The sequence below is a fragment of the Arcobacter defluvii genome, assembly GCF_013201725.1.
GTDB classification, from domain to species: Bacteria; Campylobacterota; Campylobacteria; order Campylobacterales; family Arcobacteraceae; genus Aliarcobacter; species Aliarcobacter defluvii.
This window is the reverse complement of record NZ_CP053835.1, coordinates 2261615-2277505: the sequence shown is the minus strand read 5'-3', so window position 1 is coordinate 2277505 and position 15891 is coordinate 2261615. Positions and strand designations below refer to the sequence as shown.

Annotated in this window: 13 protein-coding genes; all 13 read left to right on the top strand. The window is 22.8% G+C overall.

Annotated elements, in window-relative coordinates; genetic code table 11:
* Positions 1-11: 11 nt before the first annotated feature.
* Entirely contained in the window at positions 12-803 is a 792-nt protein-coding gene (locus tag ADFLV_RS11380) for a type VI secretion system domain-containing protein (RefSeq protein WP_129012208.1), read from the top strand.
* 9 nt (positions 804-812) lie between these two features.
* Entirely contained in the window at positions 813-1304 is a 492-nt protein-coding gene (gene tssB / locus ADFLV_RS11375) for a type VI secretion system contractile sheath small subunit (RefSeq protein ID WP_014474897.1), read from the top strand.
* Between the two features lie 9 nt (positions 1305-1313).
* Complete coding sequence (tssC, locus tag ADFLV_RS11370) at positions 1314-2789, top strand: type VI secretion system contractile sheath large subunit (protein ID WP_129012207.1); 1476 nt, start codon at positions 1314-1316, stop codon at positions 2787-2789.
* 2 nt (positions 2790-2791) lie between these two features.
* Entirely contained in the window at positions 2792-3199 is a 408-nt protein-coding gene (tssE, locus tag ADFLV_RS11365) for a type VI secretion system baseplate subunit TssE (protein WP_014474895.1), read from the top strand.
* 2 nt (positions 3200-3201) lie between these two features.
* On the top strand, positions 3202-4971 hold the full coding sequence (tssF, locus tag ADFLV_RS11360) for a type VI secretion system baseplate subunit TssF (RefSeq protein WP_129012206.1): 1770 nt from the start codon (positions 3202-3204) through the stop codon (positions 4969-4971).
* A gap of 10 nt (positions 4972-4981) precedes the next feature.
* Complete coding sequence (gene tssG / locus ADFLV_RS11355) at positions 4982-5974, top strand: type VI secretion system baseplate subunit TssG (protein ID WP_014474893.1); 993 nt, start codon at positions 4982-4984, stop codon at positions 5972-5974.
* A complete protein-coding gene (locus tag ADFLV_RS11350) occupies positions 5964-8402 on the top strand; it encodes an AAA family ATPase (RefSeq protein WP_129012205.1) in 2439 nt (812 codons plus the stop codon). The genes tssG and ADFLV_RS11350 overlap by 11 nt, the downstream gene beginning before the upstream one ends.
* 67 nt (positions 8403-8469) lie before the next feature.
* The gene (locus tag ADFLV_RS11345) at positions 8470-8610 is read left to right on the top strand and encodes a hypothetical protein (protein WP_164968551.1); all 141 of its coding nucleotides are present in this window, start codon (positions 8470-8472) and stop codon (positions 8608-8610) included.
* Positions 8611-8614: 4 nt separating this feature from the next.
* Positions 8615-9883 (top strand): type VI secretion system-associated FHA domain protein TagH, encoded by a 1269-nt coding sequence (tagH, locus tag ADFLV_RS11340; RefSeq protein WP_129012204.1) that lies wholly within the window; start codon positions 8615-8617, stop codon positions 9881-9883.
* Between the two features lie 11 nt (positions 9884-9894).
* On the top strand, positions 9895-10356 hold the full coding sequence (gene tssJ / locus ADFLV_RS11335) for a type VI secretion system lipoprotein TssJ (RefSeq protein WP_129012203.1): 462 nt from the start codon (positions 9895-9897) through the stop codon (positions 10354-10356).
* Complete coding sequence (tssK, locus tag ADFLV_RS11330; protein ID WP_014474888.1) at positions 10346-11674, top strand: type VI secretion system baseplate subunit TssK; 1329 nt, start codon at positions 10346-10348, stop codon at positions 11672-11674. The genes tssJ and tssK overlap by 11 nt, the downstream gene beginning before the upstream one ends.
* Before the next feature lie 10 nt (positions 11675-11684).
* Positions 11685-12539, top strand: a complete 855-nt coding sequence (icmH, locus tag ADFLV_RS11325; RefSeq protein ID WP_129012202.1) for a type IVB secretion system protein IcmH/DotU — start codon at positions 11685-11687, stop codon at positions 12537-12539.
* Entirely contained in the window at positions 12526-15891 is a 3366-nt protein-coding gene (gene tssM / locus ADFLV_RS11320) for a type VI secretion system membrane subunit TssM (RefSeq protein ID WP_014474886.1), read from the top strand. The genes icmH and tssM overlap by 14 nt, the downstream gene beginning before the upstream one ends.

Genomic DNA, 15891 nt, shown 5'->3' with positions numbered 1-15891 from the left:
ATAAAAATTTTATAAATATAACAGCTTTAAGAATTACAAGATTTTTATCTTGGTTAGAAGTTGATGGCTTACCACTTTCAGAAGGTAGTAAAACTTCTATTTATCCTCCACAAAAAGATGAATTATTAGCTATAGAAGAGTTATATTCCAAAAAAAACTTTCAAGAAGCTAGTATTTTAATTGAAGAGATTATAGAAGTATCTCCTTTTTGGATAACAGGACATTACTACATATATAATATTTTAATAGAGAATAAATCTTATGAATATGCTGAAGAGATTAAAAATAATTTGTTATCTTTCATAAAAACAAATCAAGAACTTTTAAATCTAAATTTTATTGATGGGAGTCCATTTTGTAATAATGAATCAAAAATATGGATAGAAAACGAACTTAATAGTAAAGAGATAATTTTAGAAAAAGAAGAAACTAAAGAAGAAGATTTTTTAGTATTGGTGAATGAATATGCATCAAGAGGAAAAATAAAAGAAGCAATGAAGTTTTTTGAAAAAAAAGTTTTTGCTTCATCGAATGAAGAAGAAAAATTTAACTTAATAATTGAATATGTGAAATTCGCAATAAAATTTGATAAAAAGGAGATAGCATTAGTTTTACTTGAAGAATTGGAAATAAAAATAAATATTTTTAATCTAACACAATGGAATCCAAGATTATCTGCAAAGGTATATCACTTAATATTAAGTAATTTTACAAACATAGATTTTGAACCATTAAAATTTGAAAATATGTATAAAGTATTTTGTAAACTTGATATAGAAAAAGCATTAGAAATTAAATTATAGGAGAAAAATATGAAGCAATCAGAATCACCAAAAGAAAGAATAAATGTTACTTATAAGCATTCAGTAGGAGAGGCTTTAGAAGATATTGAAATACCATATAAAATGACAATTTTAGGAGAATTTAATCCTTCAGAAGAAAGAAAATCAATTGAAGAGAAAAAAACAATTAATATCAATAAAAATAATTTTAATGAAGTAATAAAAGCTCAAAATTTAAAGTTAAATTTTGATGTAAAAAATAGATTGAATAATTCAAATAATGATTCAATAAAAATTGATTTAGATATAAAACATATTAGTGATTTTTCTCCTGAAAAAATTGTAGAAAAAGTACCTGAACTCAAAAAACTTATGGAACTTAGACAATCATTGATTGCATTAAAAGGTCCATTAGGAAATGTTCCTGCATTTAGAAAAGCAATAGAAAGTTTGGTTCAAGATACAAATAAAAGAGAACAATTATTATCTGAACTTAATTTAATAACTAAAGATAATAATTAAAGGATTAATATGTTAACAAAAGAACAAATTGAAAATAGCCAAATAAGAGAAAATAATAGTTTATTAGATGATATCGTTTCTCATACAAAACTTAATAAAAATGATGATAGCTATAATGTTGTTAAAAATGGTGTTGAAGCATTAATTCAAGAATTAATTAATACAGATGACTCAGAAGAAAGAGTGAATAAATCAGTAATTGATAAAATGATAGCTGAATTAGATAGCAAAATTTCTACTCAAATGGATGAGATTATACATAATAAAAATTTTCAAGAATTAGAATCAAGATGGAGAGGATTATATCTTTTAATTGAGAGAACAGATTTCCGACAGAATATTCTAATGGAAATTTTGAATGTATCTAAAGAAGAGTTAATGGAAGATTTTGAAGATTGTTTAGATATTACTCAATCTGGACTATATAAACATATTTATACAAGTGGTTATGGTCAACATGGAGGACAACCTGTTGGAACAATTGTAGCAGATTATGAATTATCTCCATCTAATTATGATATAAAATTTTTGAATAAAGTATCTTCAATTGCAGCAATGTCTCACGCACCATTCATTGCAGCTGCTGGTCCTAAATTTTTTGGATTGGACAGTTTTGAGGGATTACCTGATTTAAAAGATCTTGAAGATATTATAAATTCACCTCAATTTACTGCTTGGAGGGGATTTAGACAAAATGAAGATTCAAAATATGTAGGTTTAACTTTACCGAGATTCTTACTAAGAGCTCCATATGATCCAGAAGATAATCCAATTTTAAATTTTTCATATAAAGAAGATGTTTCTGCAAGTCATGAAAATTATTTATGGGGAAATACTGTTTATGCTTTTGCTAGTAGATTAACAGAAAGTTTTGCTAGTTATAGATGGTGTACAAATATTATTGGTCCAACTTCTGGAGGTGAAGTAAAAAATTTACCTGTTCATACTTTTGAAAGTATGGGGGATATTGAAATGAAAATTCCAACAGAAGTGTTAATATCTGATAGACGTGAATATGAATTATCAGAACAAGGATTTATTCCATTAGTAATGAGAAAAGGTAATAATTCAGCTACTTTTTTTGCTGCAAGCTCTGTTCAAATTCCAAAAATTTTCCCTGATACAGAAGAAGGTCAAATAGCACAATTAAATTATAAACTAGGTACGCAGTTACCTTATTTATTTGCAATTACAAGAATGTCTCATTATATTAAAGTTTTACAAAGAGAATATATTGGTTCATTTAGAGAAAGAGCTGATTTAGAAAGAGAATTAAATAAATGGGCAAAACAATATATTGCAAATCAAGAAAATCCAAGTTCTGAAATTAGAAGTAAAAGACCATTTAAAAATATGTTAATAGAAGTAAGTGATATTGTAGGTGATCCAGGTTGGTATAAAGTTAGAATTGCATTACGTCCTCATTTTAAGTATATGGGAGCTAATTTTGAATTATCTTTAGTAGGAAAGCTAGAGAAAGAATAATAATGTATAAAGGTAGTTTATTTGAAAGATTAACTCATAAAAAGTTTAATTATTCTAATGATGTAGAAGTATTATATTCTTCTATATCAAATAATTTATCAAAAATATTCTCTACAAATGCAGGAAGTTCTGAAACAGTTTTAGATTATGGAAAACCTGATTTAAACAATATAAATTTAAGTTTAAAAGAATCTATAGAAAAAATAGAAATTAATTGTGAAGATTGTATTAAAAAATATGAACCGAGATTGTTAAAAACAAAAGTTAATATTTTAAGAGAGTCTTTAAAGATGAATAAAATGGAAATACTAATAGAAGGTTACCTAATTGTAAATGGAAATGCAAAGTTGTCTTATTTTAAAACAAATTTGTTAAATGTAGAAAAAGTAAAATTTTATAAAGATATATAAATATGTTTAATGAATATTATAAAAATGAATTAATAGCTTTACGACAAGATGGTGTAAATTTTTCTAAAAAAAATCCTGGATTATCATTTTTTTTGTCAAAAGAGGGACAAGATCCAGATGTTGAAAGATTACTAGAAGGATTTGCTTTCTTAACAGGACGATTAAAACAGCAATTAGATCAAGAATTACCTGAGCTATCAAATACTTTAGTACAACTTCTTTGGCCAAATTATGCTAGGGTTGTTCCATCATATAGTGTTATTAAATATGATGCAGTTAAAAATGGAAGAGAAAATATTGTAATAAATAAAGGAACAGAAGTTTTAAGTAAATTAAAACCAGATACTATTCAATGTAAATTTAAAACAGTTTATGAAACAACTATTATGCCATTTGAATTAGAAAAAGTTAATTATTCAAATTTTGGTCAAAAAAGTTCTTTAAATTTATCATTTAAAACAACAAATTCTTCAACATTAAAAGATATTAAGTTTGAAAGTTTAAGAATTTTTTTAAATGGTTCAGAATTTTTATCTCAAGATTTATATCTTTTTTTAATGAATTATGTAGAAAATATAGAAGTTATTTTAAAGAATACAGAAAATGAGAATATATCAAAAATCAAAATTGATAAAAATTCTATAAAACCAGTTGGTTTTGATTCAACTGAATATATGTTACCTTATTCGGCAAATATTTTTGAAGGATATATATTATTACAAGAATATTTTTGCTTTAAAGATAAATTTTTATTTGTTGATATTCGTAATTTAAACTTGATTGAAAAAATAAATAGTGATTTGTTATTTCAGTCTAATAGTTTTGAAGTAAAGATTGATTTAAAAAAAACTTTTTCATTTTCTGATACTTTAACAAAGGACAATTTTCTTCTTTATTCTACTCCTATAATAAATCTTTTTAATTCAGATGCTACTCCAATAAGAAAGACTTCAACACAAGAAGAATACTTAGTTTTAACTTCTGAAATAAATAGGGAATTTAGTGAAATTTTTCAAATAGAAAAAGTTAGAGGTTGGTCTGATAAAAATAAAAATTATCAAGATTTTTTACCTTTTGAATATTTTGCACATTCAAATGATGATAATGAACATTATTCTATAAAAACTAAACTATCTTTAGATGGAACTCAAACAAATATATATGTTAGATTTTCGAATTTCTCAAAGGATAATTTATTATCTAATATGAATTCTACAATATCAATAAAAACTTTATCTACAAATAAAAATTTACCATCTTCATTAATGACAGGTGATATTTGTGTTTCGAGTTATTCTAATGCTAAGGATGAGACTCCTTTTAAAAATATAACTATCCCAACAAGAAGTTATCCTGCTCCTATAAAAGGAGATTTTTTTTGGAAAATTATTTCAAATTTATCATTAAATTATTTATCTTTAAAAGATATAAAAACTTTGCAAAAGATTTTAGAAGCTTATGATTTTATATCTATTTATGACAAAAAACAGAAAGAAAAAACAAAAAGAATATTAGAAGGATTAATAGATATAAAATTTGAAACAATGGAGTTTATTAATCAAGGATTACCAATAAAAGGTATTCATATAAAATTAAAATTAGATAAAAATAAATTTTCATCTCTTGGTGAAGCATATATATTTTCTTCAGTATTGAATAAATTTTTTGCTTTATATAATAATATAAACTCTTTTCATAAATTAAGTGTAGATGTAATTAATGAAGATTCATTTGAATGGCCTATAAAAATGGGTAATCAGTATTTAATATAAAGATAAAGTAATGACTTTAGAAGAAATAAATAAAAGAATAAATAAAGATATAACTAAGATGGATTTACCTCAATCAATACGCGCAATAATTGTATATTTAAAGATGTATCATCCTAATGAAATTGAAGAAAATTTATATAAAAAAATTATATTTAAATCAAATCATAGTTTAAGTTTTCCAAAATCAGAAGTTAATTATGTAAATTTTATTGATTTACAAAACGGTGTGGAAGTAGAAGTTACGTTAAATTTTTTGAGTATTTTTGGCTCATCATCACCACTTCCTACTCATTATAGTGAAATGGTTTTATCAAGTTTTGATAGTGATAAAATTTTATATGATTTTTTAAATTTATTTAATCATCATCTACAAAAATTTATTTATCCAATATGGGAAAAACATAGATATTATGTTCAATATAAACAAGATTTAAGTGACAGATTTTCTAAATATATTTTGTCTTTTTTAGGTTTATATACAAATACAGAAAATAGTTTATTGAATTTTTCAAAACTTATTCCTTTTCTTGGTATATTGATGATGAAAAATAAATCATCTTCAACCTTAGAAACAATTTTAAAACATTATTTAAATCATGAAAATATAGAGATTATTCAATGTATAAAAGAAAAATATATTATACCTTCTTTTCAAAATAGTTTACTTGGTTTTAATAATTCATCTCTTGGTCAAGATTTTTTAATTGGAGAGTATGTAATAAGTAGAAATAACAAATTTAGAATAGTATTAAAAGATGTTGATTATGAAGACTTACTTAAATATAGTATTTTAGGTGAAAAAAGTAAAGAACTTGATGAACTTATATTTTTTTGTATACGAGATTTATTTAGCTATGAATTAGTTTTAAATATAAAAAAAGAGAATAAAAAAAAATTTATTTTATCGAATAATAACAATTATCTAGGAATAAACCTTTGGTTAGGGAACTCAAGTGTCGATGAAGATATATTAGTAATAAAAAAGGAGAAATATGAAAATTGAATTAAAAGAATTAATTGATGCATTAAATTATAGAACAAAAAATTATTTAGAAAAAGCAGCACAAAGAACAATCGAAAGAATGGGAAATGAAATTATTGTTGAAGATTTATTTTATGCAATGCTTTTAGAAGAGGAGAGTTTACTTTTTAAAATAATAGATCAATATAATTTAAATTTAAAAGAATTTCAGAATATTATAGAAAATAGTTCTAAATTATCAATAACAGAAAGTACAAATCCAGTATTTTCCAACATGTTAATACAACTTCTTGAAGATTCTTATTTTTATTCAATTTTTAATTTTTCATCTAAAGATATTACAGAAAATTCTCTAGTATTATCATTTTTTGAGAATATTTATAAATATTCTAAAACAAAATATTTTACTATCTTCAAAGATGTCAATTATGATGAATTAAAAAAATTAATCCTAACAGAAAAAGATACTTTAGATAAAAAAGCTACTCAAAGTAAAAGCACTAGAGAAAAAACATCTTTATTAGAACAATATACTGTAAATCTTACAAATTTAGCAAAAGAAGAAAAGTTAGATTCAGTTTTATGTAGAGAGGATGAAATAAGTCAAGTTATAGATATTTTATTAAGAAGAAGAAAAAATAATCCAATTTTAGTAGGTGAAGCTGGGGTAGGAAAAACAGCAGTAGCTGAAGGTTTAGCAATAAAAATAATAAAAAAACAAGTACCTAAAGAGTTATATTATGCAGAAATATTATCTTTAGATATGGGTATCTTACAAGCAGGTGCTAGTGTTAAAGGTGAATTTGAAAAACGACTTCAAGGTATTATAAAAGAAATTCAATCAAGTAGTAAGTTTATTATTTTATTTATTGACGAAGCCCATACTTTGATTGGCTCTGGTAATAGTGAAGGCAGTTCAGATGCTGCGAATCTTTTAAAACCTGCTTTATCAAGGGGAGAACTAAGAACTTTAGCTGCAACTACTTGGCTTGAATATAGAAAATATTTTGAAAAAGATGCTGCACTTTCAAGAAGATTCCAAAAAGTAAATATCTTTGAACCATCAGTTGAAGAAACAACGACAATATTAAGAGGATTATCAAAAAAATATGAAGAATCACATAATGTGTATATTGAAGATGAAGCTTTATTTAGTGCTTCATTTTTATCTGCAAGATATATAAATGGTAGGCAATTGCCAGATAAAGCAATAGATGTTTTAGATACAGCTTGTACAAATGTAAAGATTATGAGAACAAATCTTCCTAAAGATTTACAAGTTATAGAAGTTCAACTTGAAGAAAAAAATAGAGAGTTAGAAAGTTTATCAAGAGATAATGATAATAGTATAAAAGATTATAAAAAAGAAATTAAAAAATTAGAACTTGAAATCAAAAATCTAAAAAACAAATATAAAAAAATAGAAGAACAAAAAACTGATTCTTCTCCAAATGTTACAAAAGAAGATATTGCAAAAGTAGTTTCATCTTGGACAGGAATTCCTTTAGGGAATATGATTCAAGAGCAGATGAAAAATATTTTAAATTTATCAGAAAATTTAAAAAAAAGAGTTATAGGACAAGAAAAATCAGTTGAATTTTTAAGTAAATTCCTACAAGTCTCAATTGCTGGTTTAAAAAAAGAAAATTCTCCTAATGGAGTTTTCCTTCTTGTTGGACCAAGTGGTGTAGGAAAAACAGAAACAGCAAGATCTGTAGCAGAATTATTATATGGAAGTGAAAGATTTCTAACTGTAATTAATATGACAGAATTTCAAGAAAAACACGCAATTTCAAGATTAATTGGTTCTCCTCCTGGATATGTTGGGTATTCTGAAGGAGGGCAATTAACAGATTTTGTAAGGATAAGACCATATAGTGTTGTTTTATTGGATGAAATAGAAAAAGCACATCCTGATATTTTAAATTTATTTTATCAAATTTTTGATAGAGGTGAAGTATCCGATTCAGAAGGACGAATTATAGATTTCAAAAATACAATAATTTTTTTGACTTCAAATTTAGCTACAGAAATAATTACAGAATTATGTCTAACTAAAACAGAATATTCATTGGATGAAATAAATGAGTATATTACTCCAACTTTAAGTAATTATTTAAAACCAGCATTATTAGGAAGAATGAATGTTGTTCCATTTTTAAATTTAAAAGAAGAAGCTTTAAAACAAATAGTTGAATTAAAATTTAGTAGTATAAAAAAACAATTACATAAACGAGATATTAGTTTAAAAATAGAAGATTCTTTATTAAATCATATTGTTTCCATATCAAATACTATAGATACGGGTGCAAGAAATATAGATTATATAATTAATATGAATGTATTACCAAAAATATCAAATTATATTATTAATGCAAGTTTAAATAAAACTAAAATCAAATATATAGATGTTTCTTTAGATAATAATTTAAATATAATAATAAAATGAAATTAGTTATATAATTATTATATAATGCAAATTTGACTAATATATAAAAATACTTTAAGGAGAAAAAATGAAACTTATTAAAAATTTACTTTTTACAATAATAATGTTATCTGTTTCTTTATTACTTGTTTCTTGTTCAAAATATAGTGCGGCATATCAACCATTATATAGCGCTAAACCTACTATTAAAAATTTAGAGGAAAAATAAAGAAATGCAATTATTATTTGAAATAATTAATGAAAATAATAGAACAAATAATATTTTTAGATTAGAAAATAAAGATGCAATTATTGGTCGTTCTATTCAATCAGATTGGCAGTTGTATGATGAAATGTGTCATATCTCAGGCAAACATATTTTAATTGAATATAAAGATGGATTATATTTTTTAACTGATATTAGTACAAATGGAACATTTCTTAAAAATCCATATAAAAAATTGCCTAAAGATATTCCAATAAAAATAAATACTAATGATATTTATATAATTGGTAATTATGAAATAAAAGTTAAGTTTTTAGAACAAGAAGCCTCTTTAAAAAGTCTATCTTCTTTTGATTATCTTCTTAATAATGAAAAAAGTATGAATAATCAAATGATTATTCCTGATGATGATTTTTTACTTGAAGATAGTTCAGTTATGAATAATAGTTTTATAAAAGAAGAAAAAAAAATAAATACAAATAATTTCTTTGATATTTATGAAAACAATGAAAATAAAATATTTGATATATTAAATTCTAGTAGTTCTTTAGAAGAAGAAAATTATGAAGATAATATTCCAAGTTTTGATGTATTAAATGAACATTTAGATACTTCATCATATAAAGTAGAGACAATGGAAGAAGGAATAGAATGTGAAATTGAAGATGAAATTATTGAAATAAAAAATAGTGAAGTCAATAATGAAATTCTTTCTCAACTAGAACAAAGATTAGGTATAAAAATAAGTAAATTATCAAAAGTAGAACAAAAAAAAGTAATAGATGAAATAGTTGATATTGTTTTAAATACAATTACTGGATTAAGAAATTCTTTGGCAATTAAAGATAAATTTTTGTCAGATATGAATTTAGAGAAATTAATTTCAAATAATGATGATTTAAACCCAATAAAAAAAGGTAAAAATGAATCTTTAATGACTTTATTAAATACATCAAATGAAGTTATTACTATTTCTCAAGCAGTAAAAAATTCTTTCATGGACTTAGATAATCATAATTTAGTTGTAAATTCTAATATAAATTTTACTATTTCTAATACTATAGAAGAATTTTCTCCTGAAAATGTTCTTAATAAATTAGATAAAAATTCTAAATATAAATCATATCTACCAAAAAAATTCCAAATATGGGATTTATATATCAAAGACTATGAAAATCTAAAAAGTGAAAATAGTGAAATTTTCAATAAACTTAAAAATAACTATTCAAGAGAATATATTGATTTATTGAATAGTTTAAAAACATCAAAAATATAGAGGGAGTAATAATGTATAGGAATTTTAGTAGGTTTATATTAATTTTAATAAGTACATTTTTTATAATTGGGTGTGCAAAAGATCCAACACATTTAGAATTGGTATTAAAATCAGGAGATAAACTAAATCTAGATATTGATGATCGTTCTTCACCTTTAATGGTCACTTTCTATGAATTAGAATCAGCAGAAAAATTTATGAAATATGATTATTGGACAATACTTGATGATAAAGAAAGTTTAAAAAATGATTTGATTTCTCAATCAAAACATGTGATTTTAGCAAATCAACTTCAAAACTATAAAATAGCTTTCAATAATAAAGCTAGATATTTAGGTATTTTATGTAATTTTAGAATAATAGATAACGATTATACTTGGAAAAGTGTTATTGATTTAAAAAAGAGTTCTTATAATTTTGGAGAGTTTGAAATTAATAAATTTAATATGCAAAGAGTAGATAATGGAAAATAGAGTAGTTTGGAGAGAAGGACTTTTTATAAAACCACAACATTTCCAACAAAATGATAGATATTTTACTTATGAATTAGCTCAAAGAACTTCAATGTCTAGAGAAAATAATTGGGGATTTTATAATTTACAAATTGATGAACATCTTTTATCTACAGGTAAATTACTTATAACAAAAGCTTCTGGATTGTTGTTTGATGGAACTTATTTTGAGATTAATTCAGAAAATAATAGTTTAATTTTAGATATTAAAAGTAATTATTTAAATAAAGTTGTATATTTGGCTTTACCTATAAATATAAAAAACAGTGATGAGGTATATTTTGAGGAACAAAAAAATATGCAAACTAGACTTAAAGCAAGAACGATTGAAAATATTCCAAATATAAATTCAGGTGAAACGAGTATTAGTGATATTCTAATTGCAGAATATAACTTTAGATTACTTTTTGAAGATGATTTAGATGCAAGATTTATATATTTACCTATTTGTAAAATTGCAGATATTTCACTTAATGGAACAATATCTTTAGATAATGATTTTTTACCTACTTATTTAGATATACAAGTTGCTAATAAGCTATATACTCAAACTAAAGAAATTCTAGAAATTATTGGTTTTAGAGCTGAAAAATTATCACAAAAAGTAACTGATTCTGTTATGAAGAATACTCAAATTGGAGATTATCTTTTACTTCAACTTCTAAATAAATATGAAAGTCGAATACATTATTTATTAACACAAAATAGAATTCATCCTGATAAAATATTTATTGATTTAGTATCTTTAACAAGTGAGTTGGCTGTTTTTATGAAGAAAGAGAAAAGGTTATTAAATCAATTTAATTATAATCATAATGAACAGTATGAAAGTTTTAAAAGATTGTTTGACGAATTAAAAAATATGTTAACAATGGTACTAGAACAAAATAGTATATCTTTACAAATTGAAAAAAGAAAATATGGAATACATATTGTTCCTATTCAAGATAAAGAACTAATCAAAAATTCGTATTTTATTTTCTCTGTTTCAGCCGATATTAGTGCTGATAAAATTAAAGAAATTTTGATAAATGGATTGAAATTTGGGACAGTTGAAAATATAAAAAATTTGGTTAATTATCATCTTATAGGCTTTAAAATCAAGCCTTTAGCAACAGCTCCCAAAGAGATTCCTTATAAAGTTAATCATTTATATTTTAAATTAGAGTTAACAGAAGAAAACCTAAAAGAGTTATTAAAATCTGCTGCATTTGCATTTCACTTATCTACTGAAATTCCAAATGTAGAATATGCTTTATGGGCAATAAAAAATAATTAAAGAAGAGTTTATGAATAATAGTACAGTATTAATTTCAAAAGATGTTAATAAACAAAAAATAACAAATTTCAAAAAAGAAAATAGTTTTAGTGAATTTAAAAACAAAGCAATATATAAAAATGATATAAAAGAAAAAGATTTTCAAAATGTATCGTTTAATCCATTTTTATTAGTTGCAACTCCCTTAATAGAATCTGTTTTAGAATTAAAAGAAAATTCAAAAGAATTAAATATGGATGATATAAGAGATGAATTTATTGCAAAAATAAATACTTTTAATGAGTCGGCAGTTGAAAATAAAATAGAAAATATGGAAATATTAGTAGCAAGATATATTTTATGTACATTTATTGATGAGATTGTAAATAGTACATTTTCAAATAATGATAGTTGGTTTAATAAAAGTTTATTAAATATATTCCATAATGAAACTTATGGCGGAGAAAACTTTTTTCACTTAATGGATAAATTTTTAAAAACACCTGCAAAATATATAAATATATTAGAACTTATGTATATTTGTTTATCTTTAGGATTCCTTGGTAAATATCGAGTGGTAGATAGAGGTGAAATGGAAATAAATAATATAAAAGATAGTCTCTATAAACAAATAAAAATTGTCCAAGGAAGAGATCCTATCAAATTTTATACTAAAGTTGAACCAATAAAAAGAAGATATAAACTTTTTAATAAAATATCTTATCCTTTATTACTCACTTTTATTTTCTTATTATTAACTACTTTTTTCATATTTTTAAGTTATAGATTATATGAGAAAAATGAAAATTTTTTAAATTTAATTAATAATATTTCAAATACTAACATTCAGAAAAATATAGAGGAAACAAAAAATGATAAATTTTAATTTTAAAAAGATTTCAATTTGGGCTATTACAATATCTTTAGTTATATCTTTGTCAATTATTTTCATTACACCTTTTATATTTGAAAGTTTTAAAGATTTATCTTTTAGATTATTGATTTCATTTACTATTTTTTTTCTTACAGTAATAATATTATTATTGATTTCTTTACTAAGAAAAAAAGAAACACAAGAAGTTTTAGAAGAAAGAATTTTGAGAAATGAATATAAAAAAATTATTAATAAAAAAATAAAGAGTTTAAAATCTAAGTTTAATAAAGCATTGAGAATAGTCAAAAATTCTTCTATCTATCGATTTAAATCAAAGTATGAATTACCTTGGTATTTAATAATGGGTGAAAAATTAGAAGGTAAAACTTCTTTTATTGAGTCTTCAGGTTTAAATTTCCCTATCAATTATGAAGATACTTATCAAAATGAAGAAGACGAAAAATTTAAATGGTATTTTGCTGAACATTCAATTTTTGTTGATTTACCAGGAAATTATATTCAACAAAAAGATAATCCAGAAGATCCTATCATTTGGAAATACTTTTTAAAATTCTTTATAAAAAGGAGATGGAAAAGACCAATAAATGGAATCATTTTAGCTATTAGTATAGATACTTTACAAAATAAAAACAATAAAGAGTTAGATAATTTTGCAAAAAATCTAAGAGATAGATTTGATGAATTATCTAGTGCTTTTATGTCTAGTATACCTATTTATATTTTGATTACAAAAACTGATAAAGTAGAAGGATTTGAAAACTATTTTAATAATTTAAATGGTGATGAAAAAGATGAAATATTAGGTGTTACTTTTGAAGAAGAGAGTTTAAATGATAATAATATAACTCAAGATTTTTCTTCATTATTAAAAAGATTAAATTCTTCTATTTTAGATAAGATGCATTTTGAATGGGATTTAGATAACAGAGGTAAGATTTTTTTATTTACTGAAAAAATGTCTCAAATTTTGTCAAAAATAAATTATTTTGTAGATACTTGTTTTACTGAAACAAGATATAGAAAACCTTTGATGTTAAGAGGTGTATATTTTACTTCTATTAAAAAAGATTATGAATCAAGTGGAAAATCAAAAGCTTTATTTGTTAAAAAACTTCTTGAAAATGTAATTTTTGAAGAATCAGAAATCGGAAAAATTGATGAAAACTATAAGAAAAAAGTAAAAAGAAATCAAATAATTTCTTATGTTGCAAGTTTAACTTTTCTTATTTTTTGTGGTTTTTTTATGATGAATAATTTTATAAATACTAATGAAAAACTTAATGAATTAGAAAATAGCTATAAAGAGTATTCTAATCTAAGAAATATAGTTGATTATAAAAGTGAGTTTAAAGATAGTAATAAGTTATTTAATCTAGTAAATAAAATTCAAAAAGATGAATTTGAATTAAGAAACAACTCTTTTTTTAACTCTTTTATTTTTAAATATAAAGATAGAAGTGAAGAATTAAAAAGATTATATTATAGTGATTTATTAAGAATATTATTACCACAAGTTGCAAATAAAATACAAAATAACATTACTATTAATTTAGATGATTTTTCAAAAACATGGGATAGTACAAAAGCATATTTAATGCTAGAGATTTTGGAAAAAAGAGATAAAGATTTTTTAATTACATATATGAGTAATGATTGGAATCAAACATATTCAAAAGATGAAATATTAAAAAATGATTTATTATCTCATTGGAAGTATCTTTTAAATGAAGGATTTAATTCCTTTGATACATCTAAACAAGTTATTGAAACAGCAAGAAATAGATTGATTCAATTAAGTGCAGAAAGATTGACTTATGAAGATTGGAAAAGTAAATTTTCTTATTTGAGCTCGAAAGATTTTTCTTTTGAAAAAGTTTTGGGAAATAATAGTTCATTATTTATTGGTTCAGATATAAAAATACCAGGGTTATTTACTAAATTAGGTTATGAAGCTGTTGTTTTAGATGGAAAAAGAGTTTTAAATGATATTTTATTAAATAATTGGGTTATAGGACAAAAAGTTGATTTAAATGAAAAAGAAAAAGATGAATATTTTGAAAAAATTATGAGTTTTTATTTTAATGATTATAAAACTTTTTGGAATGAAGCTTTAATTAATTTGAATATTATATCTTATGATGAAATTGAAAAATTAAATGAACAATTAGCCATATTAACTTCTAGTGATTCTCCTATTCTTATTATATTGAAACATTTAAAAGAGAATACAGAACTTTATTCATCTTCTGAAAAAGTAAAAGATACATTAGATATAAATAATCAAACTATTTCTGAATTAACATCAAATATTGCATTAAATAAATTAGATAATTTTGATGTGAATAGTGTTTCAATGATAAGAGAATTTTTTAAACCATATAATGATTTATTAGATGAAAAATATCAATCAAAAAATCTTTTGAATACATTATTTGAGGAGTTTAATAAAACTTATGAAATTATGAGCAATATAAATGGTTCTGTAAATTTTGAAGAGGATGCTTTTAAAATAGTTTCAAATAGAGTTCATGGAAAAGTTGCTCCTCTTTTAAATCAACTAAAACTAATGCCTCCACAGGTAAAAAAATGGTATGAAGTTGTTATGCAGGGCAATCTAGTATTTATTTCAAAAGGTGCAAAATCTTATATAAATAAAAAATACAGAAGAATGGTTTTATCTTTTTATAAAGAAAGAATAAAAGGAAAATATCCTGCTGATATAACTAATGATGATAATTTTATAAAACTTGATGATTTCAATGAATTTTTTAGAAAAGATGGTGTTTTAGATAATTTTTATAAAGAATATATTTCAGGTTTTATTGATATAGATTATGAAAAATCAACAGCAAGAGCAAGAAATATAGATGGTAATAAATTGAATTTCTCAAAAGAATTTATTAATAGTTTAATAAAAGCACAAAATATTAGAAATGTATTTTTTAAGAATGATGGTAGTTTTGGAACGATTTTTAGTATTAAACCTCATACTTTAGGTGAAAATTTAGCAACAGCTGAGATAACATTTGATAATACTTCTATTGTTTATGAACATGGACCAATTATTATGAAAAAAATAAATTGGCCTAGTGATTCTTTGAATAGTTCTGTAAAACTTAAACTATATGATTTAAGTAATAAAATTGTTGTAGAAGATTATATAAATAATGATTGGGCTTTATTTAAATTTATTGACAAATCAAAAAATTTAACAGTTAAAGATGATTCTTTAATCGTATCTTTTGAAAAATATGATTTTAAAAGTTCCTTTGAAATAGGTGGTGTTTCTAGATTATATAATAGTGGAAATACTTTATCTTTCTCAATACCAAATAATATATAA

Coding starts and splice junctions, on each gene's coding strand:
- icmH (WP_129012202.1), top strand. CDS start 11,685: ATGAATAATAGTACAGTATTAATTTCAAAAGATGTTAATAAACAAAAA.
- ADFLV_RS11345 (WP_164968551.1), top strand. CDS start 8,470: ATGAAACTTATTAAAAATTTACTTTTTACAATAATAATGTTATCTGTT.
- tssF (WP_129012206.1), top strand. CDS start 3,202: ATGTTTAATGAATATTATAAAAATGAATTAATAGCTTTACGACAAGAT.
- tssE (WP_014474895.1), top strand. CDS start 2,792: ATGTATAAAGGTAGTTTATTTGAAAGATTAACTCATAAAAAGTTTAAT.
- tagH (WP_129012204.1), top strand. CDS start 8,615: ATGCAATTATTATTTGAAATAATTAATGAAAATAATAGAACAAATAAT.
- ADFLV_RS11350 (WP_129012205.1), top strand. CDS start 5,964: ATGAAAATTGAATTAAAAGAATTAATTGATGCATTAAATTATAGAACA.
- tssK (WP_014474888.1), top strand. CDS start 10,346: ATGGAAAATAGAGTAGTTTGGAGAGAAGGACTTTTTATAAAACCACAA.
- tssC (WP_129012207.1), top strand. CDS start 1,314: ATGTTAACAAAAGAACAAATTGAAAATAGCCAAATAAGAGAAAATAAT.
- tssG (WP_014474893.1), top strand. CDS start 4,982: ATGACTTTAGAAGAAATAAATAAAAGAATAAATAAAGATATAACTAAG.
- tssM (WP_014474886.1), top strand. CDS start 12,526: ATGATAAATTTTAATTTTAAAAAGATTTCAATTTGGGCTATTACAATA.
- tssB (WP_014474897.1), top strand. CDS start 813: ATGAAGCAATCAGAATCACCAAAAGAAAGAATAAATGTTACTTATAAG.
- tssJ (WP_129012203.1), top strand. CDS start 9,895: ATGTATAGGAATTTTAGTAGGTTTATATTAATTTTAATAAGTACATTT.